Below are 24,959 nucleotides of genomic sequence, written 5' to 3'. Positions count from 1 at the left end.
GGACGACAGTACGTCGACCGGGCCCTACTTGCCCTGTGGCAGTGACTATTACTGCAATGATCACTGGGATTGGTTCATACCCTGAAAGTTTCCAACCGACCGCACAAGCTGACTCAGGAGCTAGATATGTTGTCTCACAGGACCTTCGCGCGACGCATGCTGGTGGCTGCCGTCAGCACCGGTGCGGTGCTGGTCGGCGCAGCCGCACCCGTCTCCGCCCAGCCGGCTCCGCCACCGCCGAACTGCACGGCCGCCGACCTGGCCGGCATCATGTCGGGGGTCATGGCCGCCACCTCGGCCTATCTGTTCACCCACCCGCCGGTCAACGACTTCTTCACCTCGATGAAGGACGTGCCCAAGGAGGAGCGGCGGGAGGCGCTGGTGTCATTCCTTGACGCCAACCCGCAGGTGAAGGCTGAGATGCAGGGCATCCGCCAGCCCGCGGTGGATTTCCGGCAGCGCTGCGGGTAACGACGGGCCTCTGACGCTGTCGAGCCCGGCTCACACTCCGATCTTGAGCGCTGCGCCGGCGTCGACGAACAGCTGCTGGCCGGTGACGAAGCGCGCCTCGTCGGATGCCAGGTACACAACGGCGTGCGAGATGTCCTCGGGTTCGACCCACGGGGTGGGCATCGCCTGTAGAACGGGAAACACCAGCTCCGCGTCTTCTCGCGACGGTTCGGGCAGGTCGGGCCGGAACACCTTGTACATGGGCTGGTTGTGCAGCATGTCGGTGTTGACGTTGGTCGGGTGCACAGCGTTGACCCGGATGCTGTGCGGAGCCAACGTCAGAGCCAGCGCCTTCGTGTAGTCACGGATCATCTTCTTCGCCATGCCGTATCCGGCGCCGCCGGGTCCCTGTGGTCCGCCGCCGGTGGCGAGGTCCTTCTGGTCGATCAGTCCGGCAATCGATCCGGTCGCGATGATGGAGCCACCGGAGCCGAGATGATCGAGACTGACGTGGATGGTGTTGACGACGCCGACGAAGTCCACGTCGAACGCGTCGATGAAGCCGCGGAACGGAATGTGGTTGCCTTGCGGGCAGATGCCGGCATTGGCGACCACCACGTGCAGACCGCCGAGCTGGGCGACGGCATCCTCCAGCGCGGACATGAGGGCGGCCCGGTCGCGTACGTCGACGGCTGCGGTGACGACTCGCTGCCCGGCCTTCTCGACCAGATCAGCGGTCTCGTCCAGATCTGCCGGGGTAGCGAGTGGGTACTCATTCGACTCGATGTCGGCGCAGATGTCGAGCGCGATGATGTCGGCACCCTCGTCGGCGAGATGGACAGCGTGGCTGCGGCCCTGACCGCGGGCCGCGCCGGTCACCAAGGCAACCTTGCCCTTCAGCCGATTCATGCGATACCTCCCAGGTGAGACGTCACCATCCGGCAACGTGGTGAATGGTAGAACAAATTGTGTTTATCTGTCAGGCGTGGTGACGTCGCCTCCCGCGCTCACATCGCGGTGCGACTGTCCAGTCCCAGAGCGGCGGGGTCCCGGCTGAAACCACGCACCATGGCCTGAACGACGTAGGACGCAGCGAGGGAGCCGTCGCGGGTGAACACTCGGCCCTCTCCTTGGACAAGTCCGTTGCCGGACCAGAACGCCCGGTTGGAATAGAGCAGCCAGTCCGTGACGTCGGCTTCATCATGGAAAGCGATGTCGACTTTCATGATTCCCGTGGAGAGATCGCGGTGGGCGCGGGCTTCCCCGAAGCCGCGGTGTGGGAGCATCCCCGCTGCGATCGTCCAGTGGGTGGTCGACTGCGCCAACAGGGCCGACTGTAGGTACCGCTGCGCAGGCGCCGAGCGGAAACGTATCCACGCGTCGATTCTCGGCGGTGCCACACGATCGGGATCCGGGTCGTAAGCGCCGTCGACGATACGGATCTGCCTGCCGGGCATCCCGAAGCCTGCGAACGGAACCGCGTGATCGGGACCGGGGACATCCGGCATCTGCTCGACGTCGCGAATCACATCAGGTGCACCAGAGTCGGTCAGTACCAATCCTATGCTCCTGAGAGTGTCGTGCTGACTGATCCGGACGTGCGCGGTCGAGAACGTCTTGCCGCGTCGAAGCAACTCGACGTCGACATCCACCGGGGCGGTGAACGACGCAGCCTTGGTGAAGATCATCGATGCGGACGTAACACGTTGCTCGGGAACCGTTTTCGATACGGCCACGATAGCCTCGGCGAGCAGCTGACCGCCCTCGACGACGTCCCGTTGCGTCGGGCCGTGCGCGGGCCCGATGTACGAGTGCTCGCTGGCCGGCGCCACGTCGATCAGACGGATCAGCTCATCGGCATCTCCCCAGAGCGGAAACGTCGCTGGAACGACACTGCCGTCGGGCCACTTCTCCACGACCATCACCCGTATGGCGGGGGCGGCGAACGACACGTAACCGGCGATGGGCGCGACTTCGTCCAGCGGCGTGCGGTACGACCAGGCGACATCGTCGACGGGCGCACTCGCGCCGGTGAGGTGCCAGTATGTCGCGACTCCCTTGAACGGGCAGGTGGTCTGATGCGGCGACGGCGTGAAGAGCTCCCAGTTCACCGAGCTTTCAGGGAAGTACAGACGGTCGACGTGATCGGTCTCGGTCAGCAACAGGCACGAATCGCTCTCGGCGACCAGCACATCGCCGGCCCACACTTGGCCCGTGTACGGGCAGGGCGTGATGTCGATCCGATAATCGGGGTAATCCGGCCACGCGGACCTGACCTGTTCAGTCACTGGCCGGGAGTGGTTTGGCCTCTTTGAGTTCCAGTGCTGTCGTGCCGACGGACAGCGCACCCTTTCCGGCTTTTGTTACCAGCACCTCGGCGCCGCCGGAGGTGACGTAGCGCTTCCCCATGAGGCTGCCGCCCGAATGATTCTCGTCCACGGACAGGCTGGGGTCGCCGTCCTCGCCGACCGGGATCATCGGTGCCCCGCCGGCACGCAGGTCGTCGAGCTCGTCTGCGCTGCGCACCACGATCACCTGGGTATCGCAGACCTGACTTCGCAGTCGGGTGCCGTTCTTGAGCATGGGTATTCCTCCGGTCTGTTACGGGGTCATCGGGGCAGCGGGCGATTTCAGGGTGACATGTTCGAGGCCCACATTGGGATTTTCGAGCGCACTGGCGAAGATGCCGGCCAGGGTGTCTGCGACGGTTTCCGGCGTCATGTGTGTCGAGGGCACCAGTCCGCGGGAGATCCACTCGCCCGCAACGACCCCGAGCAGATCAGGATCGAAATCCGAGATGAAGTCCGTGGGGACCGTTGCTCCGACTTCGATACAGCTGAACCGATAACCGGGGTGTTCCAGCCGCCAGGCCACCAGGCTGCGTTCCATCGCTGCCTTGCTGGCCGAGTAGGCCCCCAGCGCGCGGTGCGGGTGACGCACGGAGTCCGACGACAACACCGCGATTACGGCAGAGGGACCCAGTATCGGCAGGTGTGCCTGGATGATCTGGTGGACGCCGATCACATTGGTGGACAGCACCTTGATCCAGTCCTCGGCATCGACCTCGGCGAACGCCTTCAGCGGTGCATACCCGGCGCTGATCAGGAGAAGGTCGATCTCGCCGAGGGTGTCGGCCGCGACCTGACCAACCCGGGCGCAGGCGTCGGGCTCGCGGATGTCGGCAGATACCGATGTCGCCGATGCGGCGGCGGCGAGGACTTCGGCGGGCAGCTCACGGCGCGCCACCACGACCAGACGGGCGCCGTCGGCGATCGCCCGGACGGCGAAAGCCCGGCCGATACCGGCGGACCCCCCGACGACGACCACCCGCTTGCCGGCCAGTGACCTCGCGGTCACGAGGCTCCCTCGGCAATCGACTTGATCTCCAGGTACTCCTCAAAACCGGCGACACCCATCTCGCGTCCGACCCCGCTCTGTTTGTAGCCGCCGAACGGCACGTCCGCGCCATAGAAGACGCCGCCGTTGACGTTGACTGTGCCGGTCCGCATCCTGTTGGCCACCGCGCGGGCGCGCTCGTCGGATGCGCTGACCACCGTGCCGGACAGCCCGTAACGAGAGTTGTTGGCGATCTCGACGGCATGGTCATCGCCGTCATGGGGTATCGCCACCAACACCGGTCCGAAGATCTCCTCCTGCGCCACCGTGGAATCCGGATCAACGTCGGCAAGCAGCGTCGGTTCGACGTAGAAACCGGTCGGCAGGTGCGCAGGCACGCCACCACCGCTGGCGATGGTCGCGCCCTCGTCTACGCCGGTGCGGATGTAGCGCAGGACGCGTTGGCGCTGTTCCTCGCGGATCAGCGGACCCATCAACACCGACGAGTCGGTCGGATCGCCATACGGCCACCCCTTCAGGGTTTCGGCGAGCGCCTCAACGCCTTCGCGGTAGTGCGCGCGGGGAAGTAGGAGCCGGGTGGTGTTGGCGCAGCCCTGGCCCGCATGAGTGGTCGCGGCGAAGGCCGCCGATGTCACCACCGAGCCGAGGTCGGCGTCGTCGAGTGCGACGAGCGCGGACTTCCCGCCGAGTTCGAGGAAGAGCTTCTTGATCGTGGGAGCCGCGGCGATCATGATGCGGGTTCCGGTGGCGGTCGATCCGGTGAACGAGATCATGTCGACCCGCGGATCCTCACAGAGCTGCTGACCTAGGGCGTGATCGAGCGAGGTGACGATGTTGACCACCCCGGCGGGGATGTCGGTGTGCTCGGCGATCAGTTGGCCGAGCAGCGTGGCACAGTACGGGGTGTCGGGAGCGGGCTTGAGCACGACGGTGTTGCCGGCCGCCAGCGCGGGAATGACCTTCGCCAGGTTGATCTGGACGGGATAGTTCCACGGTGTGATGGCCCCGACGACCCCGACGGGTTCGCGGCGCATGGTACGCCGGGTGGCGATGCCGAACGGTTCGGCGATACCGAGGTCGGTCTCCCACGGGTAGTTCTCGGCGAGGTCGGCCACCCAGGGCAGTCCGGCCAATGGCGCATCGATCTGCGGTCCGTAGGTCAGCGCGATGGGACAGCCGACTTCTGCGACGGCCGTCGCGCGCAGGTCGTCGGCGTGCTTGGTCAGCGCCTCGTGCAACTGACGGACGCAGCGCACCCGGAACTCGAGGTCGTCGGCCCAGTCGGTGTGGTCGAACGCCCGCCGGGCCGCGCCGATGGCGGCGTCCATGTCGGCCTGTGTTCCGTGGGCGGCGACGCCGATGGTCGCCTCGGTCGCGGGGTTGACGTTGTCGTAGGTCCCCGCGTCCGACGCGGCGACCAAGCGCCCGTCGATCAACATCCGATCTTCGTGCCAGACGCCTGCCATAGAACAGAACAGTAATACAAAAGATGTTCTGTTGAATAGATGCGCTGGGTCAGCGCAGACCGTTGACGGCGAACTTCTCCACGTACTTGCGCACCGTTTCGGGCTTGGACATGTCGAAGGTCTGCGCCTCGTTCACGGTGGAGAACGAGTAGATGATGCGCGCCAGCCATTCACTGGCGGCGGTGACGTCGACCGATGCGCCGACTTCGCCACGCTTCTGTGCTTCGCGGACGTAGGGCACGAGGAATTCCGTGGACCGCCGGACCGCGGAGTCGCCATCGGAGATCATGTGGCGCATCAACTCGGCATCGTCGGCCATCAGGCGATTCCTGGTGCGGTGATCCAGCAGAATCCTCGCGTGGGTCTCGGCCATGGCGCCCAACTTCTCGGCCAGCGTGGACTTCTTCGCCATCGCTGCGGCGACCAGCTGGTAGAACTTCTGAGCTCCGAACTCGATCGCCGCCTCGATGAGCACATGCCGGTCCTCGAAGTAGCGGTACACGGTGCCGCGCGACACGCTCGCCATGCGTGCTACATCCTGGACGCTCGTGCGCTGGATGCCGAGCTGCGTGAAGCACTGATTGGCCGCCTCGAGGATCTGGTTCCGTCGATCGACTTCGTCTTGGTCTTCGATCTCGGCGGTCGCCCGTGAGGTTGCCATGTCGCTCCTTGCCTTTGCGAGGGCCGTACAGCCGCTTCGCCAGGCAACAATGCTACGCGACACTTTCTGTCTCGGTGTGCCGGCACGCACCGGACGTGGTGTAGGAGTCTAGAGTCCGACGAGGTCGGCCAGGAGCCGACGCTGATGGTCACTGTCACCGAGGAGCATGGCCGAGGACTTGGCGCGTTTGAAGTACAGGTGCGCGGGATGTTCCCAGGTGAATCCGATGCCGCCATGCAACTGGATGTTCGCGGCGGCCGCCCGCTGGTAGGCATCCGAGGCATGTGCTTTGGCCAGCGCCGCCGCCGCGGGCAGCGTATCGGGGTAGGCATCGGCGGCGTGCGCGGCGTACTGGGCTGCGCCCCGGGCGCATTCGATCTCGAGCATCAGGTCGGCACATGTGTGGCGAATGGCTTGGAACGATCCGATTGGGCGACCGAACTGGTGGCGCACTTTCGCGTAGTCGACCGCGATGTCGAGGCATCGTTGAGCGCCGCCGACCTGCTCGCTGGCGAGCGCGGCGGACGCGTGCGCCAGTGCACGCTGCAATTGGCCCGCATCGACCCTCAGCCGGGTGGCGGGTGTGGCGGCCAGGTCGATGACGGCTTGGCGGCGGGTGCCGTCCAGGGTCGATTGCGGCCGTCTGGCCAGCGTCGCGACGTCGTCCACGCAGAACACGCCGAGGCCGTCCTCGGCACGCGCGACCACCAGCACAAGGTCTGCGATGTCGCCGTCGGGAACGTAGTGCTTGGTGCCGTTGAGGATCCATCCGTGCTGGGACTGGTGTGCTCGGGTGTCGACCTGCTCGGGGTTCCAGTGACCCGCGCGTTCGGTGAGGGCGAGCGTCGCGATCGAGGATCCGTCGGCGATCGCCGGCAGGTACCGGCTCTTGGCGGTGTCGTCGGCACCGTGCACGAGCACGCCGGCGGCCAGCACCGCAGAGGAGAAGTACGGCCCAGGGACCAGTGCGGCGCCCAGTTCCTCCATGACGATCGCCAGCTCCGCGTAGCCGAAGCCCTCGCCTCCGAACTCCTCCGGTATGACGAGGCCATGCAGATTCAGTTGGTCGGCCATCGCACGCCACATCTCGGGGTCGTACCCGCAGGGTGACTCCATCACCCGGCGAACCTCCGACTCGGGTGAATGGTGTTCGAGGAATGCCCGCACCGCCGAGCGAAATTCGCGTCGCTCGGTGGTCAGGGTGAACGCTGTCGGCGTCGAATCAGCTGTCATGTGGCCTGTTTCGTGGGTCGTCGTCGGCGCGACCGGTCGAGCTGACCCGTGGCACCGCGCTGTGCCGACGCAGGGTGCTGATCCAGGTACCCGGCGCGGCGGGCGCCGGGACGGGCGCGTCGAGTCGGCCCTGGCGAGCCTCGTGAGCGTCGCAGAACTCCCGCCAGCTCGGGAATGCGTCGTGGAAACTGCCTTCATGCGCGGAGGTGTTGGGCCACCGCATCTTTCGCAGACCCAGCGGAGGGCGTGTCAGGTCACTCTCGTACCAGAACAGCGGGGTTCGCCGGACGAAGAACCACTGTCGGTCCCGACGTTCGTAGTCGTCCAGATAGGCCATCAGCTCGATCACCCAGACCGATTCGGTCTCGAGCTCGTTGCGCGAGTACACCAGGCCTGACGCGTGGTCGGCATCGTGGATGTCGATGACGTGGCCGAGCACACCGTGCGCAGTGCCCAGGAGGTCGTGGCGGAGCTCGGTGTCATACCACTGCCGCAGTGCCTCGCGACCGCGTCGCCGGCCCGGCACGCCAACGTCGTCGATGAACAGGTTGACCAGCGCGTCGAGGTCGCGCATGTCCAGCGCGACCGCGTACTTGGCGGCCAGCTGCCGGATCTCGTCGAGGGCCTCGAGTCGCTCGACGCGGGCCGTGAGTTCGGCGAGATCGGGGTGGTCCTGCACCGTCACGACAGTGTTCCCTCGCTCATCAGCGTCGTCAGCGTCCGCTTGTCGATCTTGTCGGTGGTGGTGTAGGGCAACCGTTCGGTATCGGTCAGGATGACCCAGCGCTTCGGCACTTTGTAGGCGGCGAGCCGGGAACGACATGCGGCCGCGAGCTCTTCGCCGCTGGCCTGGTGCCCGTCGTTGAGGACCACTGCGGCACTGACGAGGGCGCCCCGCTCCGGGTCCGGGAGGCCGACGACGTAGGCGACCCGGACTTCGGGCAGCCGTCGCAGCTCGGCCTCGACCTCCATCGGCGCCACGTTGGTGCCCGACGTCTTGATCATCTCGTCGATCCGGCCGGCGAAATACAGGTGGCCGTCGTCGTCGCGGTAGCCGGCGTCCTTGGTATGCAACCACCCGTCACGGTCGACCACCTCGTGCCAGTGCTTGCCGATCATCGCACGCAGGAGAGCGGTTCCGCGGACGCAGATCTCACCGGTGACGCCGTTGGGAACCTCGATGCCGTCCTCGTCGATCACCTTGTGCTCGTACCCGGGCGCGGAGACCCCGAGCGATCCGCGTTTGGACTCCGGTACCTGCTCGTGCGGTGGCCACCAGGTGTGGCTGCTGCACGTCTCGGTCATGCCCAGCTGGGCCACCCGCAGGGACGGATCATCAGTACGGCGCCCGGGGGGCAACAGGACCTGTTGGTAGCCCTCGCGCAGATGCGACAGATCGGTGGTGGCGAAGTCGGGATGATTGACCAGGGCCGGGCCGATATGTGGGAAACCCGTTGTGTAGGTCGCGTGTTCGCGCTCCAAGAGACGCAGCACGTGCCCGGCTTCGAATTTGTGATCGGTGAGCACGGTGGCGCCGAACTGGAACGGACCGAGGAAGCCGAACACCAACCCGGCGACCCAGAAGAACACCATGGGCACGTAGATCCGGTCGCTCTCGCACCAGCCGTGTTCGGCGGCGATGAACCGGGAATGGGTGATCGCCGTGCCGTGGGTGTGCACGATGCCCTTCGGGTGCGACGTGCTGCCCGAGGTGTAGATCACCAGGAGGTCGTCGGTGGGGCGGACGGTCTGCTCGCAGGCCGCCAGGAAGTCGGCGTCCACTGGTTGCGGCCAGGCGGCGGGCCACCGGGCGGAGGTCGGGCCCAGCGGAAGGACATGGCGCAACTGGGGTAGAACCGGCGATCGCAGCGGTGAATTCAGCCCGTCGGCGGCAGCGCGGATCCGGCCGAGCATGTCCTTGCCGAGGATGGTCTCCGTCGACAACACCGTCTGAATGTCGGCATCGCGCAACACCCAGGCCAGTTCGGCGGGTTGCAGGAAGGTGTTCAGCGGTACGGCGACGGCACCGATCCTGGTGACGGCGAGGAACGCGGTCACGAAGTCCGGTCCGTTCGGTGCCAGAATGCCCACCCGGACGCCTTTGGTCACCCCCAGGCTCACCAGTCGTGCTGCCATGGTGGCGGATTCGGAGTTCGCTCGAGCGTAGCTGATTCGTTCGACCGAGCCGTCCTCGCGACAGGTGACGACCAGGTCGCGGTCACCGTGGTCGGCGGCGACCGACGCCAGCACGACCGGGATGGTGGGCTGGTAGGGCAGCGGGGGATACTCGAACGTTCTCATTCGACGACCCAGTGCGGTTCGCGCTTCTCCGCGAAGGCAGCCATACCTTCCCGGTAGTCGGGGTGGGTCATCTGGTGCTGTAGGACGTACCGGTAGGCCACGTCGTTGGCGGCGTGCAGACCGACGTCGAGGCTGGCCCACATGGCCTTGATCGATGCCTGTGTGGTCGCGGGCGACAGCGCCGCGATGGACAGGGCGATCTCCCGGGCACGCTGCTGCAGGCGATCCGCCGGGACGACTTCGTTGACCAGGCCGATCTGGTGGGCCCGTGCTGCGCTGATCCGGCCCTCTTTGGACATCAGGGCCAGCTGCATGACCATCGAGATCGGCATGCGGCGCAACAGCACCGCGGGTTCGAGCGCAAAGACGTTCCCCACCTGCAGGTGGGTGTCGATGAGTTCGGCGTGTTCGGCCGCGATGATCAGGTCGGCGTCGGCGACCTGGTGCAGACCACCACCGACCGCCATCCCGTTGAGCGCGCAGATGACGGGCTTCCACACGTTGTGGTGCAGCCGGGAGCCCGGAACCTTGTTCTTGATCCCGCCCTGCGCCGTGGCCTTGATGTCCTGGCCCGCGCTGAATGCGCGGTCGCCGGCGCCGGTGATGATGGCGACCCGGATGTCCGGGTCGTCGCGCACCTGCCCCCACGCCCAGCCGAGTTCGGTGCGGGTCAGGTCGTCGGTAGCGTTGAGCCGTTCGGGCCGGTTGATGGTGATGGTGGCGACGTGGCTGCTGACATCGAACAGAATTCGCTCCAGATGCACTTCGAACCCTTCCGATCAGCGGGTGTATGGAACAAAGTATCAAATAGTGTTCTACCGTATGATGCTATCGATCAGGGCATCCACTGGCCGCCGGACACCGAGATGAGCTGCCCGGTGACGTGTTTGGATGCATCCGAGCACAGGAACGCGACGGTCGCGCCGATGTCCTCTGGCTCGCCGAGCGCGCCGGTGAGCGTCGAGCTTCGCATGGTCTCGAGCTCGTCGTCGGTCTTGCGGGACAACAGCCAGGGCGTCGCGGTGGTGCCGACCACGACGGTGTTGACCCGGATGCCGAACGGCCCCAACTGGACGGCCATCAGCCTGCTCAGCCCTTCGACGCCGGCCTTGGCCGCGGCGTAGGCCGGCGGGCCGGTGCGCACGCCGTGGGCCGACACCGAGCTGATGTTGACGATGGCACCGGCGTTCTCGGTGACCATCTGGCGCGCGCACACCTGGGCCATGATGAAGGAACCGGTCAGGTTGACGGCGACGATCCGGTCCCAGTCCTCGTCGGTCTGGTCGAGGAAGGAGCCCGGCAGCGTCATACCGGCATTGTTGACCAGCGCGGCGATCGGGCCGTGTTCATCGGTCAGCCGGCCGATTTCACGTTCGACCGCTTGGCGGTCGGTGATGGACAACTCGACCGGAAGTGCCCGACCGGAGCGGACGATGTCGGTGTCACGTGACTTCGCCAGCGCTTTCGCGTTCACGTCGACGATCGCGACCCGGTAGCCCGCGTCGACCAGGGCCGCCACGATCGCTTCGCCGATCCCGCGCGCGCCGCCGGTGACGACGGCCAACCGCCGATCACCCGACACGGCGTTGCCTGTCGGCCTTGACCAGACGCTCGATGCGGGTGATCGATGGTCGTAGCAGGACGACGGCCTCGGCCATCGACGCCGTGAGATCGCCGCGTCCGCCGTCGGCGACCCACGTGTCGATCGCAGCACGATTCGCGCCGTTGACCACGGCGACCGCGAGCCTCGGCCGCAGGTCGGTGTGGGGGTCGGTGCCGAGTCGAATGGCCACCTCGCTGGTCATCTGCTCGATCCAATCGTCGTTGAGGCGCAACCGGGTGGCGCGCAGCGCCGGATGGCCGGCATACATCCGCGCTCTGGTCAGGAACATCTCGGGCTGGGCACTGATGGCTTCGGCGACGGCGGCCGACGCCTCTGCCAGCGCCCCCCACAGCGAAGGTGATCGAGAAGCGCGGAATCGACGGGTGGCTTCGTGGAGTCGCTCCGGATAGCCGTCGAAGAGGATGTCCTCTTTGGCGGCGAAGTGGTGGAAAAACGTTCGCGGAGCGACGCCGGCGCGCGCCGAGATGTGTTCGACGGTGGTGGATTCGTACCCGTCGGCGGCGAAGAGTTCGAGGGCGGCGTCGATCAGGGCTTGTCGGTTACGCTGTCCGCGCACGCGTCGCTGGTCCATTTCGTTCATGCTCGCATCTGTGCGGTGCCCGACGACAGCGCAACGACCGATCCCTGGCGGGTGCGGAATCGAACCTCCTGATCGCTGCGCCAGATGTCGGTACACAGCGGAGCTCCCAGCTTCACGGGTTTGGCGAACCGGCAACTGATCGACTGCAGCGTGTCCGGATCGCCGCGTCCGATGGTGTTGACCAGCGCGCGCGCCGCGAAACCGATGGTGCACAGGCCGTGCAGGAAGACATCGTCGAAGCCGAACTTGCGCGCTGCGGCGGGATCGATGTGCAGCGGGTTGCGGTCGCCGCTGAGCCGGTAGAGGGCGGCCTGTTCGGGCCGGACCTCGTCGTCGACGGTGACGTCGGGGGGCCGGGAAGGGTCTTGCGGTGCGTCGGGTCCGCGCGCGCCACCGAATCCGCCGGCTCCCAGCACCATGATCTGGCCGGCCGCGACGAATACTTCACCGTCGTGATCGGCGCCCCGGGTGGTGACCTCGACGCAGCCGTGTCGTCCTTTGTCCCACACCGCGGTGATCTCGCCGGTCACCGCAAGCTCGCCGCGTGCGCGCACCGGACGGGTCACCGCCAGGGACTGCGCGCCGTGGACGATGGGAAACGTTCCCAGCCCCAACAGGGTCCGCACATCCTTGACTGCCCACCAGTTGGCGAGCAGCGCGAGGGTCGGCAGCACGGCGAACTCGCCGTGCTCGTTGAGTAGTCGTAACTCATCGGGCGGTCGGGCGCCGACACCGAGCGCGTAGAGGATCGCATCCGTCTCGGTCCAGGTATAGGTAGTGGGAGCGAGAGCGGTGCCGACGACATCGGTGGCCAGGGCCACGAAGAACCTCCAAGTAGTGAACACATTGACGCCTTGTGTTCTATCGTGCAATATAGTCGCAGTAACTGCAAATAGTTGTTGGAGTGTCTCAATGAGATTCGGTGTCTTCATCCTCGGCGACAAGCCCAACCACCTGTCCGACCAGGAAGTCTTCGCCAACGTGCTGGAAGAGGCCCGCTGGGCCGAGGAACTCGGCTACGACGAGGTCTGGCTGGCCGAGCATCATTTCTCGCCCTACGGCATGCTCGCCGATCTGCCCATGGTCGCCGCGGCGATCGCCGCGCAGACCGAGCGCATCCGCATCGGCACTGCGTGCATGGTCGCTCCGTTCCACAACCCGATTCAACTGGCCGAGCGCATCGCGATGGTCGACGTGCTCTCGGGGGGTCGATTCGATGCCGGCTTCGGACGCGGATACCAGGCTCACGAGTTCAAGGGCTTCGGGGTACCGATGGACGAAGCCACCGGTCGTTACCAGGAATGCCTGGAGATCGTCCATCTGCTGCTGACGCAGGAGAACGTGAGCTACCAGGGCAAGTACTTCACCCTCGAAGACGTCACCATCTACCCGCGTCCCGTCCAGCAGCCCATACCGGTGTGGGGCACCGTGATGAAGACACCGTCGAGCTTCGAATGGCTCGCCGACAAGGGTTTCGGCGCCATCATCGGCAATCCGTACACCGTCGACCCCGATCTGCAGGGCGCGCTGGACATCTATCTGGAGACCCAGGCCAAGAAAGGTCTGGCCGCCGCGACCGGAAATGTGTGGGCGCTGCTCAATGCGTTCTGCCATCACGACGACGCCTTCGCCCGGACCTATCCCAGGGAGAGCGTGGAGCTCTCGATCGAGCGGCACCGCGCCTACTCGAATCCGTTCGAGCGCGGCGGCGAGATCCCGGCCGACTACAAGGCCTACGCCGACTGGTTCGACAAGCACGACAAGCAGAGCTACGAGCAGGTGCTGAATTCGCATCTGACCCTGATGGGGAACCCCGATCGGATCATCGAGAAGATGCGGACGGTGATCGACATGGGTTGGCGCAACGTCATGTTGAGGATGTCCCGAGGCGGTGCCATGGACCGCGCGAAGGTCTACGACTCGATGAAGCTGTTCGCCGACGAGGTGATCCCGGCGACCTCCGAGCTGGCGGCGGCGCCCGCTTGAGTGAGCAGCTTTCGGTCCGGCTCCGCACCATCCTGACGCTGGATCCGCCGGCCTCGGCCATCGAGTACCACGGAGCGTGGACGGACTGGGCGACCCTGCATGGCGTCGCCACCGGCGTCGAGCACCGCCTGGCTGCGGCGGGCCTGGGCGCCGGGTCGCCGGTCGGTCTGGTGCTGCGCAACCACCCGGCGATGGTGGGCGCGCTGATCGGGGTTCTGCTGTCGGGCGCCACGGTGGTGACGCTCAATGCCGCACACGGTGATGCCGGACTTGCTGCCGACATCGCCGAGTTGAATCTGGCCGCGGTCATCGCCACCGACGCAGACTGGCGGCGTCCCGGCCTTCTCGACGCTGCTTCGGGCGCCCTGGGATTGTCAGCCACGCTGGACTGGCCGGCCGTCACTGTGCTGCCCGGCTTGGGGGTTGCGGGTCCCGGTCCCTTCCGGAGCGAGCCCGACGGCGTCGCGGTCGAGATGCTGACCAGCGGTACCACCGGTCCCCCCAAACGAATTCCGCTGACCTACCGGTCTTTCGAACGCACGGTGGCCGCTGCGAGCACGCACTACTCGGCCGCCGGTGACCAGGCCCCCCGGCTGCGCTCGGGCGTGGCGATCGTCGCCGCGCCGCTGGTGCACATGTCCGGGCTGTTCCGTACGTTGCTCAACATCTGCGAAGGACGGCGGATCGCGCTGCTCGAACGCTTCACGGTCGCGGAGTTCGTCGATGCGGTGCAGCGGCACCGCCCACGTGCGGTGAGTCTGGTGCCCTCGGCGATGGCGATGATTCTCGACGCCGACGTCGCACCCGATGTCTTCGCCGCCGTGGACGTGGTCACGTCGGGCACCGCGCACCTGCCGGTGGCCGTCCAGGAGGAATTCGAACAGCGCTACGGCGTGGCGGTGCTGCCGTCCTACGGGGCGACGGAGTTCGCGGGCGGAGTCGCGGGCTGGAATCTTGCCCTGCATCGGCAGTGGGCACAGGCCAAGCGCGGCAGTGTCGGCCGTCCGCAACGCGGCCGTGAGATCAGGATCACCTCCCTGGACAATGATGCCGGGGTCGGCCCGAACGTCCAAGGTCGCATCGAGGTGCGCACCCATGGTGGGGACTGGGTGCGCACCACCGATCTCGGCCGCCTCGACGCCGACGGCTTCCTCTACGTCGACGGCCGCACCGACGATGTGATCATCCGCGGCGGTTTCAAGGTGGCACCGGGAGACATCGTGAAAGCGCTGCGCAGCCACCCCGGGGTGCGCGACGCCGGCGTCACCGGATTACCCGACAGGCGGCTGGGCGCCATTCCCGTCGCCGCGGTCGAGCCCGCGGCGGGTGTCCACGTGGACCCCGGGGAGCTTCTCGGGTTTCTGCGGGAGCGACTCACCCGCTACCAGCTGCCGGCCCGGATCCTGGTCGTCGACGAGTTGCCGCGCACTGCGTCGCTGAAAGTCAGTCAGCCCGCGCTGCGGGACTTGTTCTCGCAGAACCAGGAGGTGCACACATGACGGGCATCCGCGGCGCGGCGGCAGTGGTCGGGGTCGCCGACGAGGTGTCGCCGTCGGGTGTGATCGACGTGCCGTTGCGCGAACTGGAAGCGCGGGTCGTCAGGGCCGCGCTGGCCGACGCCGGATTGACGGTGCGTGACGTCGACGGTCTGTGCACGTGCACCGGGGGTACCCTGATGCATTCGGTCGAATTGGCTGAATATCTCGGAATGACACCACGTTTCACCGATGCCACCCAGACCGGTGGAGCGAGCTACGGCCTCTACGTGGAGCACGCCGCGGCGGCTATCGCCGCGGGCCAGGCCGAGACTGTGGTGATCGTCTACGCTTCGACGCCGCGTGCGGCTCGCAAACGCGGCGACAAGGGCCTCGGCGTCTTCGCCACTCCCGAGCGCCTGGAATGGGAGACACCCTACGGTGTGATGCTCCCGATCAGCGCCTATGCGCTGGCCGCGAACCGGCACATGGCCCAATTCGGCACCACCGCAGAACAATTGGCACAGATCGCGGTGGACACCCGTAGCTGGGCGACCCGGAATCCGCGCGCTCATCTGCGCGACCCGATCAGCACCGACGACGTGCTCGGATCGGGCTATCTCGCCGAGCCCCTGCACAAGCTCGAGTGTTGCCTGGTCACCGATGGTGCCGCGGCGGTCGTGCTCACCAGCGCGGAGCGGGCGCGCACACTGGCCAAGCCGCCCGTGTACGTGCTGGGCGCCGCATCGGCGGCCTCGCACGCAATGATCTCCCAGATGCCCGATCTGACCGTCACCCCCGGCGCGCAGTCCGGCCCCGCGGCCTTCTGTGCGGCGGGTGTGAGCCCAGGTGAGGTCGACGTCGTCGAACTCTACGACTCCTTCACCATCACCGTCCTGCTCGCGCTCGAGGATCTGGGCTTCTGCGAGAAGGGGGACGGTGGCCCGTTCGCCGGCAGTGGGGTACTTGCGCCCGGGGGCGCACTGCCCGGGCAGACCACCGGCGGTGGTCTCGCCTACACCCACCCCGGTGCGTTCGGCGCCTTCCTGCTCGTCGAGGCAGCACGTCAACTGCGCGGCGAAGGGGAGGATCGGCAGGTGGCCGGCGCCGAGGTGGCTCTCGCGCACGGCACCGGTGGGGTGCTGTCGGCGACGTCGACGGTCATCCTCGGGACGGGGGCGACGCTGTGAACGCGGAGATCCGCGATCTTCCAGTGCCTGAGCCCAGCGCGGCTTCGGGCCCGTTCTGGGAAGCGACGCGCAACCGCGAGTTGCACATGCAGAGGTGCTCGGGATGCCGGGCCCTGGTGTGGTACCCCCGATTCGCCTGTCCCCACTGCGGCCACGACGATCTGCAGTGGGAACGGCTGTCCGGCCGGGGGGTGGTCTACGCCGTCAGCGTGCATCACCGGGCCCCGATCGCCGCACTGGCCGACCTGGTGCCGTACTCGGTCGTGCTGGTCGACCTCGACGAGGGCGTCCGGATCATGTCCAACATCTTCGGCCCGCCGCCACAGGTGGGGGAGGCGGTCGGGGTGGGCTGGATACCGCTGACAGACGGCAGGAATCTGCCGACGTTCGAGCGGGGGTGACTTCGGTGCTACCGGATCTCGAGGTATTGCGCCGACGTGAGGCGCTGGTGCTGCGCCACGTCGCCGCGGAGAACGCGCGCGACCTCGACCAGATCATGGCCACCTTCACCCACCCGCGCTACGAAATCGTGCCCACGACAACGGTGTACGACGGTGACCTTGCGGTTCGGCAGATGATCCTGCGGCAGTGGGACGAGCTACCGCAGATGAGCTATAGCGCCGAGGCGATATTCCACGCCCCGCACGGACTGGTCGTGGAGACCCGCACGACGTGTGCCGGGACCCCGATCGACATGCTCAGCGTCAACGTCTTCGGCTTCGACGGCGTGGGTCTGATCCTGGAGCGTTGTTACTTCGACCGCATGTTGTTCGCCGCGCAGCTCGACAAATTGAGCAACTAAACGATTAAACAGAAAACGTCATATTGTAGTATTGACGGCCAGACTGTCGAGGAGTTGCATGTCCACCGAAACCGGCACCCGAGCGCCGTCGCCGACGAGCGACCATTCGCTGGCGCTGTACCGGCTCATGAGCAAGGTCCACCACGGCGACAAGCGGGTCCGCAAAGCGTTGTCGTCTGGTGAGGCGGCGATGAGTTATTGGCCGGTCGACGGCCACGAGGCCATGTCCGCCGGCGCCATGCTGGCTCTCGACGACGATGACCAACTCGTCACGACGTATCGCGGACTCGGCGATGTGCTCGCCAAGGGTGTCGACCTGCCCGGTTACTTCGCCGAGATCCTCGGCCGCCGCGCCGGCCTGTCGAGGGGTAAAGCCGGCGCGATGGGAATCTACGATCCCGCCCACGGAATCGCGTGGACCACGGGCATCGTCGGAGCGGGTCCGTTGATCGCCAACGGCATCGCACTCGCGGCCGCACGACGGAACACCAACCAGGTCGTTCTGGTCAGCTTCGGCGACGGCGCCACCAGCATCGGGTACGTGCACGAAGCCATGAACATGGCCGCCCTGTGGAATCTGCCGGTGATCTTCTTCTGCCAGAACAACGCGTGGGCCGAATGCACGGCGCAGCACCGCTACACCCGGACGTCCCGGCTCTCGGACCGGGCGCAGGGCTACGGGATGCCGGGTGTCACCGTGGACGGTGCCGACCCGCATGCGGTGTACGACGCCGTCGCCTCGGCGGTCGCACGCGCGCGATCGGGACAAGGTCCGTCGTTCGTCGAGGCAGTGGCGTACCGCCTGCAGGGGCACTACTTCGGCGACGCCATGGGCTACGCCGATCAGGACGAACTGGCCGCCAAACGGGCCGACCCCCCGTTCACCCGCTTCCGGCAGCGACTCATCGCCGACGGCGTGATCGCCGACGCCGATCTCGACGCCATCGACGCCGAGGTCGCGGCCGAGATCGACGCCGCGTTCACCGCGGCGGTCGCCTCCCCACCGCCCGATCCCGCCGAACTCACACGAGATGTGTTCAACGCCAACGGATCGGAGCGCTCTGACATGTCCCGGGCGGCTGCCTCAGGGGTGCCTGCCGACCGGACCGGCGACACCGAGGAGATGGGACTGGTGCAGGCCATCCACCGCACCCTGGACCGGGCGATGGCCGAAGACGACTCGATCGTGCTGCTCGGTGAGGACATCGGCGACCCGTCGGGTGGCGGCATGTTCAAGGTCACCGCCGGCCTGTCGGCCACCTACGGCGAGGACCGGGTGCTCGACACTCCGATCGCGGAGTCCTCCATCATCGGTGCCGCCATCGGCGCATCGCTGGCTGGTCTGCGTCCGGTGGCCGAGTTGATGTTCATGGATTTCCTCGGGGTCGCGATGGATCAGATCGCCAACCATGCTGCGAAGGTTCGCTACCTGTCGGGTGGTCGCACGGGTGCGCCGCTGGTCATCCGGACGATGGTGGGTATGGGTGCCGGGGCTCAGCACTCCCAGGCCTTCGAGGCGTGGGCGATGCACACTCCGGGCCTGAAAGTGGTGTGGCCGAGCACTGCCGCCGATGCTGCGGGGCTGTTGAATGCGTGCCTGGCCGACGACGATCCGTGCCTGTTCATCGAGTCCATGAAGCTCTACTACGGCGGCGGCAAAGGCCCGGTCCCGGTGGCCGACCATGTCGTGCCGCTGGGGCAGGCCGACGTCAAACAACAGGGCTCCGACGTCACGGTGGTCACCTACGGCGTGATGGTTCACGCCGCACTGGAGGCCGCCCGAGAGCTCGCCGAGGACGGGGTGTCGGTGGAGGTCGTGGATCTGCGCACACTGGTGCCGCTCGACGTCGCCGCCGTGCTCGATTCGGTTCGTAAGACCACCCGTCTGGTGGTCGCCCACGAGTCGGTCGGTTTCTGCGGACCCGGCGCCGAGATCGCGGCGACGGTGGGTACCGAATTGTTCGGTGTGCTGAGTGCACCGATCCAGCGCGTGGCCGGTACCTACACGCCCGTGCCGCGCGCCGCCACTCTCGAAGCAGCCTGCCGACCCGGCGCTGCCCAACTCGTCGAAGCCATCAGGAGAATCCTGTGACGGAAGTGCGGATGCCCAAGCCGGGCGACGCCATCACCGAAGCCGAGATCACCGAATTCCTTGTCGCCGATGGTGCGTCGGTGGCCGAAGGCGATCCGCTGTATTCGATCGCCACCGACAAGGTGGAGATGGACATCGAAGCGCCGGCCTCGGGCGTGGTGTCGTGGAAGGTCGAAGCCGGCGGGACCTATGACGTCGGTGCACTGATCGCGGTCATCGCGTGACCGAGTTGCCGGCCGAGGTCGACCTGGCCGCCGAGGAGTTGCGCGGCCGAATCGACGGCGACACCCTGACCGTCACCATCGACCGTCCGGAGAAGCGCAACGCGCTGACCGCCGACGGGTACCACGGCATCAAGACCGCGGCGATGATCGTCGCCGACGAGCCGACCTTGGACTTCCTGGTGATCACCGGCACCGGCGATGCGTTCTGCGCGGGTGGCGACATGAACGCCGTCGGTAATCCCGACCGGCGCTGGGACGCGTTCACCGAGGCGTACGACGGGACTCCGTTCGAGACGCTGGGCAAGATCCCCAAGATCGTCGTCTGCGCGGTCAACGGGTTGGCGCTCGGGGGCGGTCTGGTCATGACGCTTTACGCCGATCTGGTCATTGCATCCGACCGGGCTCGGATGCGGGTGCCCGACCTCACCCGGGGTGTCTACGAAGCGTTCGTCGCTGCCCGCCTGCCGCAGCGCATCGGCACGCTGCGTGCCAATCACCTGATATACGGCAATGATTGGGTCGAAGCCGAGGAAGCGCACCGCCTCGGACTGGTCGGAAAGGTGGTCGCGCACGAAACTCTCGCCGCGGAGACGGCTGCTCTGCTCGACCGGGTCCGCAACACCGGGCCGGCGGCGCGGACCGCGATGAAGCGTGAAATGGCGAGGTCGCTGCCGGCCGTCGACGCATCCGGGTATTGGGCCTCGGTGGGGACAGCAGAACAGATCGAGGCGTTCACCGCATTCCTGCAGAAGCGCGCGCCGCAGTGGTCGCGCACGTCGGACCGGGACGCGTTCGTATCGACACGCCGGCCGGCATGGATACCGCCGCAGCCGGATGCCAAAGGGAGTGAGGACCATTGATCAGCACCAAGTTCACCGAGGCGTTCGGTATCGAAGCCCCGATCGTGCAGGGCGGTATGCAGTGGGTCGGGCGCGCCGAACTGGCCGCCGCGGTGTCGGATGCCGGCGGGCTCGGCTTGATCACCGCGTTGACCCAGCCCACCCCCGGCGACCTCGCCAACGAGATCGCGCGCGCCCGCGACCTGACCGACAAACCGTTCGGCGTCAATCTCACCATCCTGCCCACCATCAACCCGCCGCCCTACGAGGAGTATCGGCAAGTCATCGTCGATGCGGGCATCACGATCGTGGAGACCGCCGGGTCGAACCCGGCCGCGCACCTGCCCATCTTCCATGAGCACGGCGTGAAGGTGCTGCACAAATGCACCTCGGTGCGCCACGCCGTCAAGGCGCAAGACCTCGGTGTGGACGGCATCAGCATCGACGGCTTCGAATGTGCCGGGCACCCGGGCGAGGACGACATCCCCGGACTGGTGCTCATTCCCGCCGCGGCGCGCCAGATCGACATCCCGATGATCGCCTCCGGCGGGTTCGCCGACGGCCAGGGTCTGGTGGCGGCCTTGGCGCTGGGGGCCGACGGCATCAACATGGGATCGCGCTTCATGTGCACGGTGGAGTCACCGATTCACCAGAAGGTGAAGGAGGCCATCGTCGCCGGCAACGAGTTGGGCACCGAGTTGATCTTCCGCACCCTGCGCAACACCGGCCGGGTCGCCAGCAACACCGTTTCCCGCGAGGTGGTCGAGATCCTCAACAGGGGTGGCCAATTCGAGGACATTGCCGAGCTGGTCGCCGGCAAACGCGGCGTCAAGGTCTACGAGACCGGTGACCTCGAGGCCGGCATCTGGTGGATCGGCACCGCGATGGGACTCATCGACGACATCCCCACCGCGGGCGAGGTGGTGACGCGCATCGTCGAGGAGGCCGAGCTGATCATCGGTAAGCGGTTGGCCGACGCCATTGTCTGACATGACTGAACTCCCCGAGGGCACCTCGACTGTCACCGGTTGCGACGAGATCCTGGTGGCCGAAGACGGCCCGGTCCGCATCGTCACGTTGAACAACCCGGGCCATGCCAATGCGGTCAACAACCGGATGCACGGCGCCTTCGCCCGGCTGTGGTCCACGTTGGGTGAGGACGCCGATGCCCGCGCCGTCCTGCTCACCGGCGCCGGCGACGCCTTCTCGGCGGGCGGCGATCTCGTCGAGTGGTTGCACACCCACGTGGAGAATCCGGTGACCCGGCGCGAGGGCATGCGCGACGCCCGCCGCATCGTGCGGGACATGATCGATTTCCCGTTGCCCATCGTCGCGGCGGTCAACGGCCCGGCGGTGGGGTTCGGTTGCAGTATCGCGGTGTTGTGCGACATCGTGGTGATGTCCGATCGGGCGTTCTTCGCCGATACCCATGTGGCGAGCGGCCTGGTCGCCGGTGACGGCGGGTCGGTTCTGTGGCCCCTGCTGATGAGCCTGCTCAAAGCCAAGGAGTACCTGCTGCTCGGCGAACGGATCAAAGCAGACAAGGCGGTCGAGCTGGGACTGGCCAACCGGGTGGTTCCCCATGCCGAGATCAAGGCCGAGGGGCTGGCTTTGGCGCATCGACTGGCAGCGCTGCCGGCCCGGGCGGTGCAGGACACCAAGCGCACCCTGAATCTGCATGCCGAGCGGGCGGTGACCGCGATTCTGGAGTACGGGATCTCGGCGGAGACAGAGTGTTTCACCACACCGGAGCACCGCGCGGCCATCGACAAGTTCCTTGAGCGCCAGTGACCGGATCGTCGGCGTCCGACGGGGATGCACTGGTGCGGACCGAGGTTCACGACGGCATTGCCGTGCTTCTGCTCAACCGTCCGGCGCAGCGCAACTCGCTACGCTACGAGTCCTGGACCGAGCTGGCCGAGGCGCTGCAGGCCGCGGGCGACGCGCGCGGCATCGTCATCGCCGGTGCGGGCGGATTCTTCAGCGCCGGGGGAGACCTGAAGACCGGGCCGGCGCACGGTGACGGGGCGATGGGCCCGGCGGGCCGGGTCGAGCACGCTCAAGCCGTGCTGAAACAGTTGCGCGCCGTCCCGGTGCCGACCATCGCCGCCGTGGAAGGCGCGGCCGTCGGCCTGGGGTGGAGTTTGGTGCTGTCGTGCGATCTGGTGGTGGCTTCGCGTGACGCCTTCTTCGCCGCGCCTTTCGTGACGCGCGCGGTGGTGCCCGACGGCGGGCTGGCGTGGCGCCTCACCCAACAGCTGGGGCGTCCGCGGGCCGCTTCACTGTTGTTGCGGGGCAACCGGTTACCGTCCGAGGATGCACACAGGGCGGGTCTGGTCACCGATCTCGCCGAACCCGGCTCAGCCGTCGACACGGCGGTCGCCATTGCCCGCGAGGTCGCTGAGGCGGACGCCGGCGCGGTGGAGCTCACCAAGCGGCTGCTGGCCGCCGTCGAAGCAGCCCAACTGGCGTCGTTTGAACCCCTGGAGTTGGCGATCGCCACGGTGGCTCAACAGCGTTCGGCGGCGGCTGCCGGCCGGGCGGAATTCGGCTAGCGCGGGAGGCCCAGTCCCGCAGTGGATATCAGGTCACGTTGGATTTCGCTGGTGCCACCGCCGATCGTGTGCAGCAGCGAAAGCAGCAGGCCTTCGGAGAAGTGTCCGTTCAGCAGGGCGTCAGGGTCGTCAGGAAGTAGGGCCCCGGCGGGTCCGAGTATCTTGGCTCCCAGTTGCCGCAATTCGGCGGTCAGTTCCGAGTAGTAGAGCTTCGACAGCGAGGGCAGCGCCGGGTCGAGCTCATCGGCGGCTTGCTGCTCGGCCACTCGGTAGGACAGGGCGCGACCGACCTCGACGCGTTCGACCGCGCGGGCCAGCGCCAGCCGATTGGCCGGGTCGGCCAACGGATCATGGATCTGCCCGCGCTGCTCGTGGCACCAGTCCACGAGTTCGTCGAGGTAGCGCTGCGCTTGTGCGGCGCGGGTGACGTTGGAGCGTTCCGCGACGAGCAGCGCCTTGGCGACCGTCCAACCCTCACCTTCGCCGCCGACGAGATTGCCGGCCGGGACGCGGACCCCGTCGAAGAACTCCTCGGCGAAGGTGGGGTATCCGGTCATCGATCGGATGGGCCGACGAGTGATTCCCGGGCTTTCCAGATCTACCAGGAAGAATGAGATGCCGGCCTGGCGTTTGTCGCCGAGCGGTGAGGTGCGGGCGAGCACGAAGATCCAGTCGGCGAGAACACCGTTGCTGGTCCACGTCTTCTGGCCGTCCAGGATGTAGTCGTCGCCGTCGCGCCGGGCCGTCATGCGCAGTGCCGCGAGATCGGAGCCCGCCTCCGGCTCTGAATATCCCTGCGCCCACATGCGTTCCGACCGCGCGATCTTGGGTAGGTGTTCGGTGCGCTGTTCGGGGGTGCCGAACCGGAACAGCACGGGCGCCAGCATGTTGACCCCGTTGGTGTTCACCAGCGGAGCGCCGGCATAGGCGAGCTCTTCGCGGATGACCACCTGCTCGACCACGCCCAGGCCGCCACCGCCGAACTGTGCCGGCCAGTGGGGTACGAACCAGCCCTGCTCATGGAGTGCCCGGCAGAACCGCACCGCTCGCTCGTGGCTGTCGCGTGGCAGATAGTCCGGGTTGGCGGCGGTGTGGCGGAACTCGTCGGGCAGGTTGTCGGCGAGCCATTCGCGCAGCCGGTTCCGCAGCGCGTCCAGCTGCGGTCCGCCCCCGAGCCGGACGATCGGCGACAGCGGCACGCGTCAGACCCGGTCGGAGGGCTTGGCGGCCTTCTTCATCAGCTCGGCGACGTAGTTCTGGAACTCCTTGGAACCGGTCACCAGGGCTTGCAGATCGTTGCTGGCCTGCTGGTGGGTCCGGAAACCCATTCCTTCCCACGCTCGCAGGATGCCGGCTTTGGTGGCCTGCAGGGTGATCAGTGGCGCTTTGGCGATCTTGGCCGCCAGTTCCTCGACCTCGGCTTCCAGCCGGTCCCGGGGGACCACCCGATTGACCAGTCCGAACTCGAGGGCCTGCTCGGCGCTGATCTTCTGTGCGGTGTAGAGGTATTCGGCGGCGCGCTTGTAGTTCATGAACACCCAGGGCTCGAACATCGTCTCCGAACCTGGTAACCCGAACCCGGGTACCAGCGGCATCTGGAACCAGGTGTCATCGCTGCAGACCGTGATCTCGGGGAGCAGGGCCCAGGTGGTGCCGCCGCCGATGGCGTACCCGTGCACCTGGGAGATCACCGGCTTTGGGAACTCCCACAGCTTGAGCACCGGCCACAGAAAGAGCTGCGCGGCCGAGCGCCACACCTTCCCGGAGGCCTCCAGTTCGGCCTTGAACTCGGGATAGCTCCCGTCGGGGATGTGGCCCGAGCAGAACCCCTTCCCGTTGGCCTTGATGATCACGACCTTGATGTTGTAGTCGTATTGCGCGTCGTCGAGTGCTTCGTTGACGCTGTGCACCATCTCGGAGGACTGGGCGTTGGCCCGGTCCGGATTGTTCAGGATGATGCGCGCGACGGCCCCGTCCTTTTCGTAGATGACGTGGTCCAACTCTCGCGTTTCCACCTGTGGGTCCTCCTCGATTCGGCGCCGTGGCCCTGAACGATACTGAATGCTAGCGGATCATAGTGCAGTTAAACATATCGTGTAATAGTGTTTAGCGAGGAGGATGGTG

The 24,959-nt window shown here is 66.8% G+C and carries 27 protein-coding genes; 12 read left to right on the top strand and 15 right to left on the bottom strand.

Annotation, left to right across the window (positions count from 1 at the left end; all coding sequences use genetic code 11):
- Positions 1-126: 126 nt before the first annotated feature.
- Positions 127-471 carry a heme-binding protein gene (locus G6N31_RS14565; RefSeq protein WP_098003770.1) on the top strand — a complete coding sequence of 115 codons (345 nt, stop codon included), beginning with the start codon at positions 127-129 and terminating at the stop codon, positions 469-471.
- Positions 472-501: 30 nt separating this feature from the next.
- Here G6N31_RS14565 and G6N31_RS14560 read toward each other — a convergent pair whose 3' ends face one another.
- The 13 genes from G6N31_RS14560 to G6N31_RS14500 all read right to left on the bottom strand — a co-directional run bounded on the left by G6N31_RS14560 (position 502) and on the right by G6N31_RS14500 (position 12,517).
- Entirely contained in the window at positions 502-1,359 is an 858-nt protein-coding gene (locus G6N31_RS14560; RefSeq protein ID WP_098003771.1) for a mycofactocin-coupled SDR family oxidoreductase, read from the bottom strand.
- Between the two features lie 98 nt (positions 1,360-1,457).
- Positions 1,458-2,738: a DUF427 domain-containing protein gene (locus G6N31_RS14555; RefSeq protein ID WP_098003772.1), complete on the bottom strand. Its 1,281-nt coding sequence runs from the start codon at positions 2,736-2,738 to the stop codon at positions 1,458-1,460.
- Entirely contained in the window at positions 2,731-3,033 is a 303-nt protein-coding gene (locus G6N31_RS14550; RefSeq protein WP_098003773.1) for a hypothetical protein, read from the bottom strand. Before G6N31_RS14550 ends, G6N31_RS14555 begins: the two co-directional genes overlap by 8 nt.
- An 18-nt stretch (positions 3,034-3,051) precedes the next feature.
- Positions 3,052-3,807, bottom strand: coding sequence for an SDR family NAD(P)-dependent oxidoreductase (locus tag G6N31_RS14545; RefSeq protein WP_098003774.1), 756 nt, complete (start codon positions 3,805-3,807; stop codon positions 3,052-3,054).
- Positions 3,804-5,273, bottom strand: coding sequence for an aldehyde dehydrogenase (locus G6N31_RS14540; protein ID WP_098003775.1), 1,470 nt, complete (start codon positions 5,271-5,273; stop codon positions 3,804-3,806). The genes G6N31_RS14545 and G6N31_RS14540 overlap by 4 nt, the downstream gene beginning before the upstream one ends.
- Before the next feature lie 49 nt (positions 5,274-5,322).
- Complete coding sequence (locus G6N31_RS14535; RefSeq protein WP_098003776.1) at positions 5,323-5,934, bottom strand: TetR/AcrR family transcriptional regulator; 612 nt, start codon at positions 5,932-5,934, stop codon at positions 5,323-5,325.
- Between the two features lie 108 nt (positions 5,935-6,042).
- Positions 6,043-7,167: an acyl-CoA dehydrogenase family protein gene (locus G6N31_RS14530; RefSeq protein WP_098003777.1), complete on the bottom strand. Its 1,125-nt coding sequence runs from the start codon at positions 7,165-7,167 to the stop codon at positions 6,043-6,045.
- Positions 7,157-7,852: a nuclear transport factor 2 family protein gene (locus tag G6N31_RS14525; protein ID WP_197747135.1), complete on the bottom strand. Its 696-nt coding sequence runs from the start codon at positions 7,850-7,852 to the stop codon at positions 7,157-7,159. The genes G6N31_RS14530 and G6N31_RS14525 overlap by 11 nt, the downstream gene beginning before the upstream one ends.
- Complete coding sequence (locus G6N31_RS14520; RefSeq protein WP_098003778.1) at positions 7,849-9,468, bottom strand: class I adenylate-forming enzyme family protein; 1,620 nt, start codon at positions 9,466-9,468, stop codon at positions 7,849-7,851. The genes G6N31_RS14525 and G6N31_RS14520 overlap by 4 nt, the downstream gene beginning before the upstream one ends.
- Positions 9,465-10,232 (bottom strand): enoyl-CoA hydratase/isomerase family protein, encoded by a 768-nt coding sequence (locus tag G6N31_RS14515; protein ID WP_098003779.1) that lies wholly within the window; start codon positions 10,230-10,232, stop codon positions 9,465-9,467. Before G6N31_RS14515 ends, G6N31_RS14520 begins: the two co-directional genes overlap by 4 nt.
- 71 nt (positions 10,233-10,303) lie before the next feature.
- Positions 10,304-11,050 carry an SDR family NAD(P)-dependent oxidoreductase gene (locus G6N31_RS14510; RefSeq protein WP_098003780.1) on the bottom strand — a complete coding sequence of 249 codons (747 nt, stop codon included), beginning with the start codon at positions 11,048-11,050 and terminating at the stop codon, positions 10,304-10,306.
- Positions 11,040-11,663: a TetR/AcrR family transcriptional regulator gene (locus G6N31_RS14505; protein ID WP_098003855.1), complete on the bottom strand. Its 624-nt coding sequence runs from the start codon at positions 11,661-11,663 to the stop codon at positions 11,040-11,042. Before G6N31_RS14505 ends, G6N31_RS14510 begins: the two co-directional genes overlap by 11 nt.
- Before the next feature lie 5 nt (positions 11,664-11,668).
- Complete coding sequence (locus G6N31_RS14500; RefSeq protein WP_163722182.1) at positions 11,669-12,517, bottom strand: MaoC/PaaZ C-terminal domain-containing protein; 849 nt, start codon at positions 12,515-12,517, stop codon at positions 11,669-11,671.
- Positions 12,518-12,584: 67 nt separating this feature from the next.
- Here G6N31_RS14500 and G6N31_RS14495 point away from each other — a divergent pair, with 67 nt between their 5' ends.
- The 11 genes from G6N31_RS14495 to G6N31_RS14445 are packed head-to-tail and all read left to right on the top strand — an operon-like array spanning position 12,585 to position 22,835.
- A complete protein-coding gene (locus G6N31_RS14495; RefSeq protein WP_098003782.1) occupies positions 12,585-13,658 on the top strand; it encodes an LLM class flavin-dependent oxidoreductase in 1,074 nt (357 codons plus the stop codon).
- Positions 13,655-15,157, top strand: coding sequence for a class I adenylate-forming enzyme family protein (locus tag G6N31_RS14490; protein WP_234815316.1), 1,503 nt, complete (start codon positions 13,655-13,657; stop codon positions 15,155-15,157). Before G6N31_RS14495 ends, G6N31_RS14490 begins: the two co-directional genes overlap by 4 nt.
- Positions 15,154-16,323 carry an acetyl-CoA acetyltransferase gene (locus G6N31_RS14485; RefSeq protein WP_098003783.1) on the top strand — a complete coding sequence of 390 codons (1,170 nt, stop codon included), beginning with the start codon at positions 15,154-15,156 and terminating at the stop codon, positions 16,321-16,323. The genes G6N31_RS14490 and G6N31_RS14485 overlap by 4 nt, the downstream gene beginning before the upstream one ends.
- Before the next feature lie 23 nt (positions 16,324-16,346).
- Complete coding sequence (locus G6N31_RS14480) at positions 16,347-16,724, top strand: Zn-ribbon domain-containing OB-fold protein (protein WP_234815317.1); 378 nt, start codon at positions 16,347-16,349, stop codon at positions 16,722-16,724.
- 5 nt (positions 16,725-16,729) lie between these two features.
- On the top strand, positions 16,730-17,125 hold the full coding sequence (locus G6N31_RS14475) for a nuclear transport factor 2 family protein (RefSeq protein ID WP_244962232.1): 396 nt from the start codon (positions 16,730-16,732) through the stop codon (positions 17,123-17,125).
- A gap of 58 nt (positions 17,126-17,183) precedes the next feature.
- Positions 17,184-19,217, top strand: a complete 2,034-nt coding sequence (locus tag G6N31_RS14470; RefSeq protein WP_098003785.1) for an alpha-ketoacid dehydrogenase subunit alpha/beta — start codon at positions 17,184-17,186, stop codon at positions 19,215-19,217.
- Positions 19,214-19,441, top strand: coding sequence for a biotin/lipoyl-containing protein (locus G6N31_RS14465; RefSeq protein WP_098003786.1), 228 nt, complete (start codon positions 19,214-19,216; stop codon positions 19,439-19,441). Before G6N31_RS14470 ends, G6N31_RS14465 begins: the two co-directional genes overlap by 4 nt.
- Complete coding sequence (locus G6N31_RS14460) at positions 19,438-20,301, top strand: enoyl-CoA hydratase/isomerase family protein (protein WP_098003787.1); 864 nt, start codon at positions 19,438-19,440, stop codon at positions 20,299-20,301. Before G6N31_RS14465 ends, G6N31_RS14460 begins: the two co-directional genes overlap by 4 nt.
- 56 nt (positions 20,302-20,357) lie before the next feature.
- The gene (locus G6N31_RS14455; protein ID WP_234815332.1) at positions 20,358-21,269 is read left to right on the top strand and encodes an NAD(P)H-dependent flavin oxidoreductase; all 912 of its coding nucleotides are present in this window, start codon (positions 20,358-20,360) and stop codon (positions 21,267-21,269) included.
- 1 nt (position 21,270) lies between these two features.
- Positions 21,271-22,071: an enoyl-CoA hydratase/isomerase family protein gene (locus G6N31_RS14450; RefSeq protein ID WP_098003789.1), complete on the top strand. Its 801-nt coding sequence runs from the start codon at positions 21,271-21,273 to the stop codon at positions 22,069-22,071.
- Positions 22,068-22,835, top strand: coding sequence for an enoyl-CoA hydratase/isomerase family protein (locus G6N31_RS14445; RefSeq protein ID WP_098003790.1), 768 nt, complete (start codon positions 22,068-22,070; stop codon positions 22,833-22,835). The genes G6N31_RS14450 and G6N31_RS14445 overlap by 4 nt, the downstream gene beginning before the upstream one ends.
- On the opposite strand, the gene G6N31_RS14440 is transcribed toward G6N31_RS14445, so the two are convergent.
- Both G6N31_RS14440 and G6N31_RS14435 read right to left on the bottom strand, forming a co-directional pair.
- Positions 22,832-24,034 carry an acyl-CoA dehydrogenase family protein gene (locus G6N31_RS14440; RefSeq protein ID WP_098003791.1) on the bottom strand — a complete coding sequence of 401 codons (1,203 nt, stop codon included), beginning with the start codon at positions 24,032-24,034 and terminating at the stop codon, positions 22,832-22,834. The genes G6N31_RS14445 and G6N31_RS14440 overlap by 4 nt on opposite strands.
- A gap of 3 nt (positions 24,035-24,037) precedes the next feature.
- On the bottom strand, positions 24,038-24,850 hold the full coding sequence (locus G6N31_RS14435; RefSeq protein ID WP_098003792.1) for an enoyl-CoA hydratase/isomerase family protein: 813 nt from the start codon (positions 24,848-24,850) through the stop codon (positions 24,038-24,040).
- Positions 24,851-24,959 lie beyond the last annotated feature (109 nt).

This window comes from Mycolicibacterium duvalii (assembly GCF_010726645.1).
In the GTDB taxonomy this organism is placed as follows: Bacteria; Actinomycetota; Actinomycetes; order Mycobacteriales; family Mycobacteriaceae; genus Mycobacterium; species Mycobacterium duvalii.
The sequence above is the reverse complement of the archived record's forward strand: the minus strand, read 5'-3'. Positions and strand labels throughout refer to the sequence as shown.

Excerpts from the sequence above, each read along its gene's own strand:
- G6N31_RS14485 (WP_098003783.1), top strand. The coding sequence starts at position 15,154 with ATGACGGGCATCCGCGGCGCGGCGGCAGTGGTCGGGGTCGCCGACGAG.
- G6N31_RS14470 (WP_098003785.1), top strand. The coding sequence starts at position 17,184 with ATGTCCACCGAAACCGGCACCCGAGCGCCGTCGCCGACGAGCGACCAT.
- G6N31_RS14450 (WP_098003789.1), top strand. The coding sequence starts at position 21,271 with ATGACTGAACTCCCCGAGGGCACCTCGACTGTCACCGGTTGCGACGAG.
- G6N31_RS14540 (WP_098003775.1), bottom strand. The coding sequence starts at position 5,273 with ATGGCAGGCGTCTGGCACGAAGATCGGATGTTGATCGACGGGCGCTTG.
- G6N31_RS14565 (WP_098003770.1), top strand. The coding sequence starts at position 127 with ATGTTGTCTCACAGGACCTTCGCGCGACGCATGCTGGTGGCTGCCGTC.
- G6N31_RS14505 (WP_098003855.1), bottom strand. The coding sequence starts at position 11,663 with ATGGACCAGCGACGCGTGCGCGGACAGCGTAACCGACAAGCCCTGATC.
- G6N31_RS14560 (WP_098003771.1), bottom strand. The coding sequence starts at position 1,359 with ATGAATCGGCTGAAGGGCAAGGTTGCCTTGGTGACCGGCGCGGCCCGC.
- G6N31_RS14455 (WP_234815332.1), top strand. The coding sequence starts at position 20,358 with ATGCAGTGGGTCGGGCGCGCCGAACTGGCCGCCGCGGTGTCGGATGCC.
- G6N31_RS14530 (WP_098003777.1), bottom strand. The coding sequence starts at position 7,167 with ATGACAGCTGATTCGACGCCGACAGCGTTCACCCTGACCACCGAGCGA.
- G6N31_RS14520 (WP_098003778.1), bottom strand. The coding sequence starts at position 9,468 with ATGAGAACGTTCGAGTATCCCCCGCTGCCCTACCAGCCCACCATCCCG.
- G6N31_RS14550 (WP_098003773.1), bottom strand. The coding sequence starts at position 3,033 with ATGCTCAAGAACGGCACCCGACTGCGAAGTCAGGTCTGCGATACCCAG.
- G6N31_RS14535 (WP_098003776.1), bottom strand. The coding sequence starts at position 5,934 with ATGGCAACCTCACGGGCGACCGCCGAGATCGAAGACCAAGACGAAGTC.
- G6N31_RS14495 (WP_098003782.1), top strand. The coding sequence starts at position 12,585 with ATGAGATTCGGTGTCTTCATCCTCGGCGACAAGCCCAACCACCTGTCC.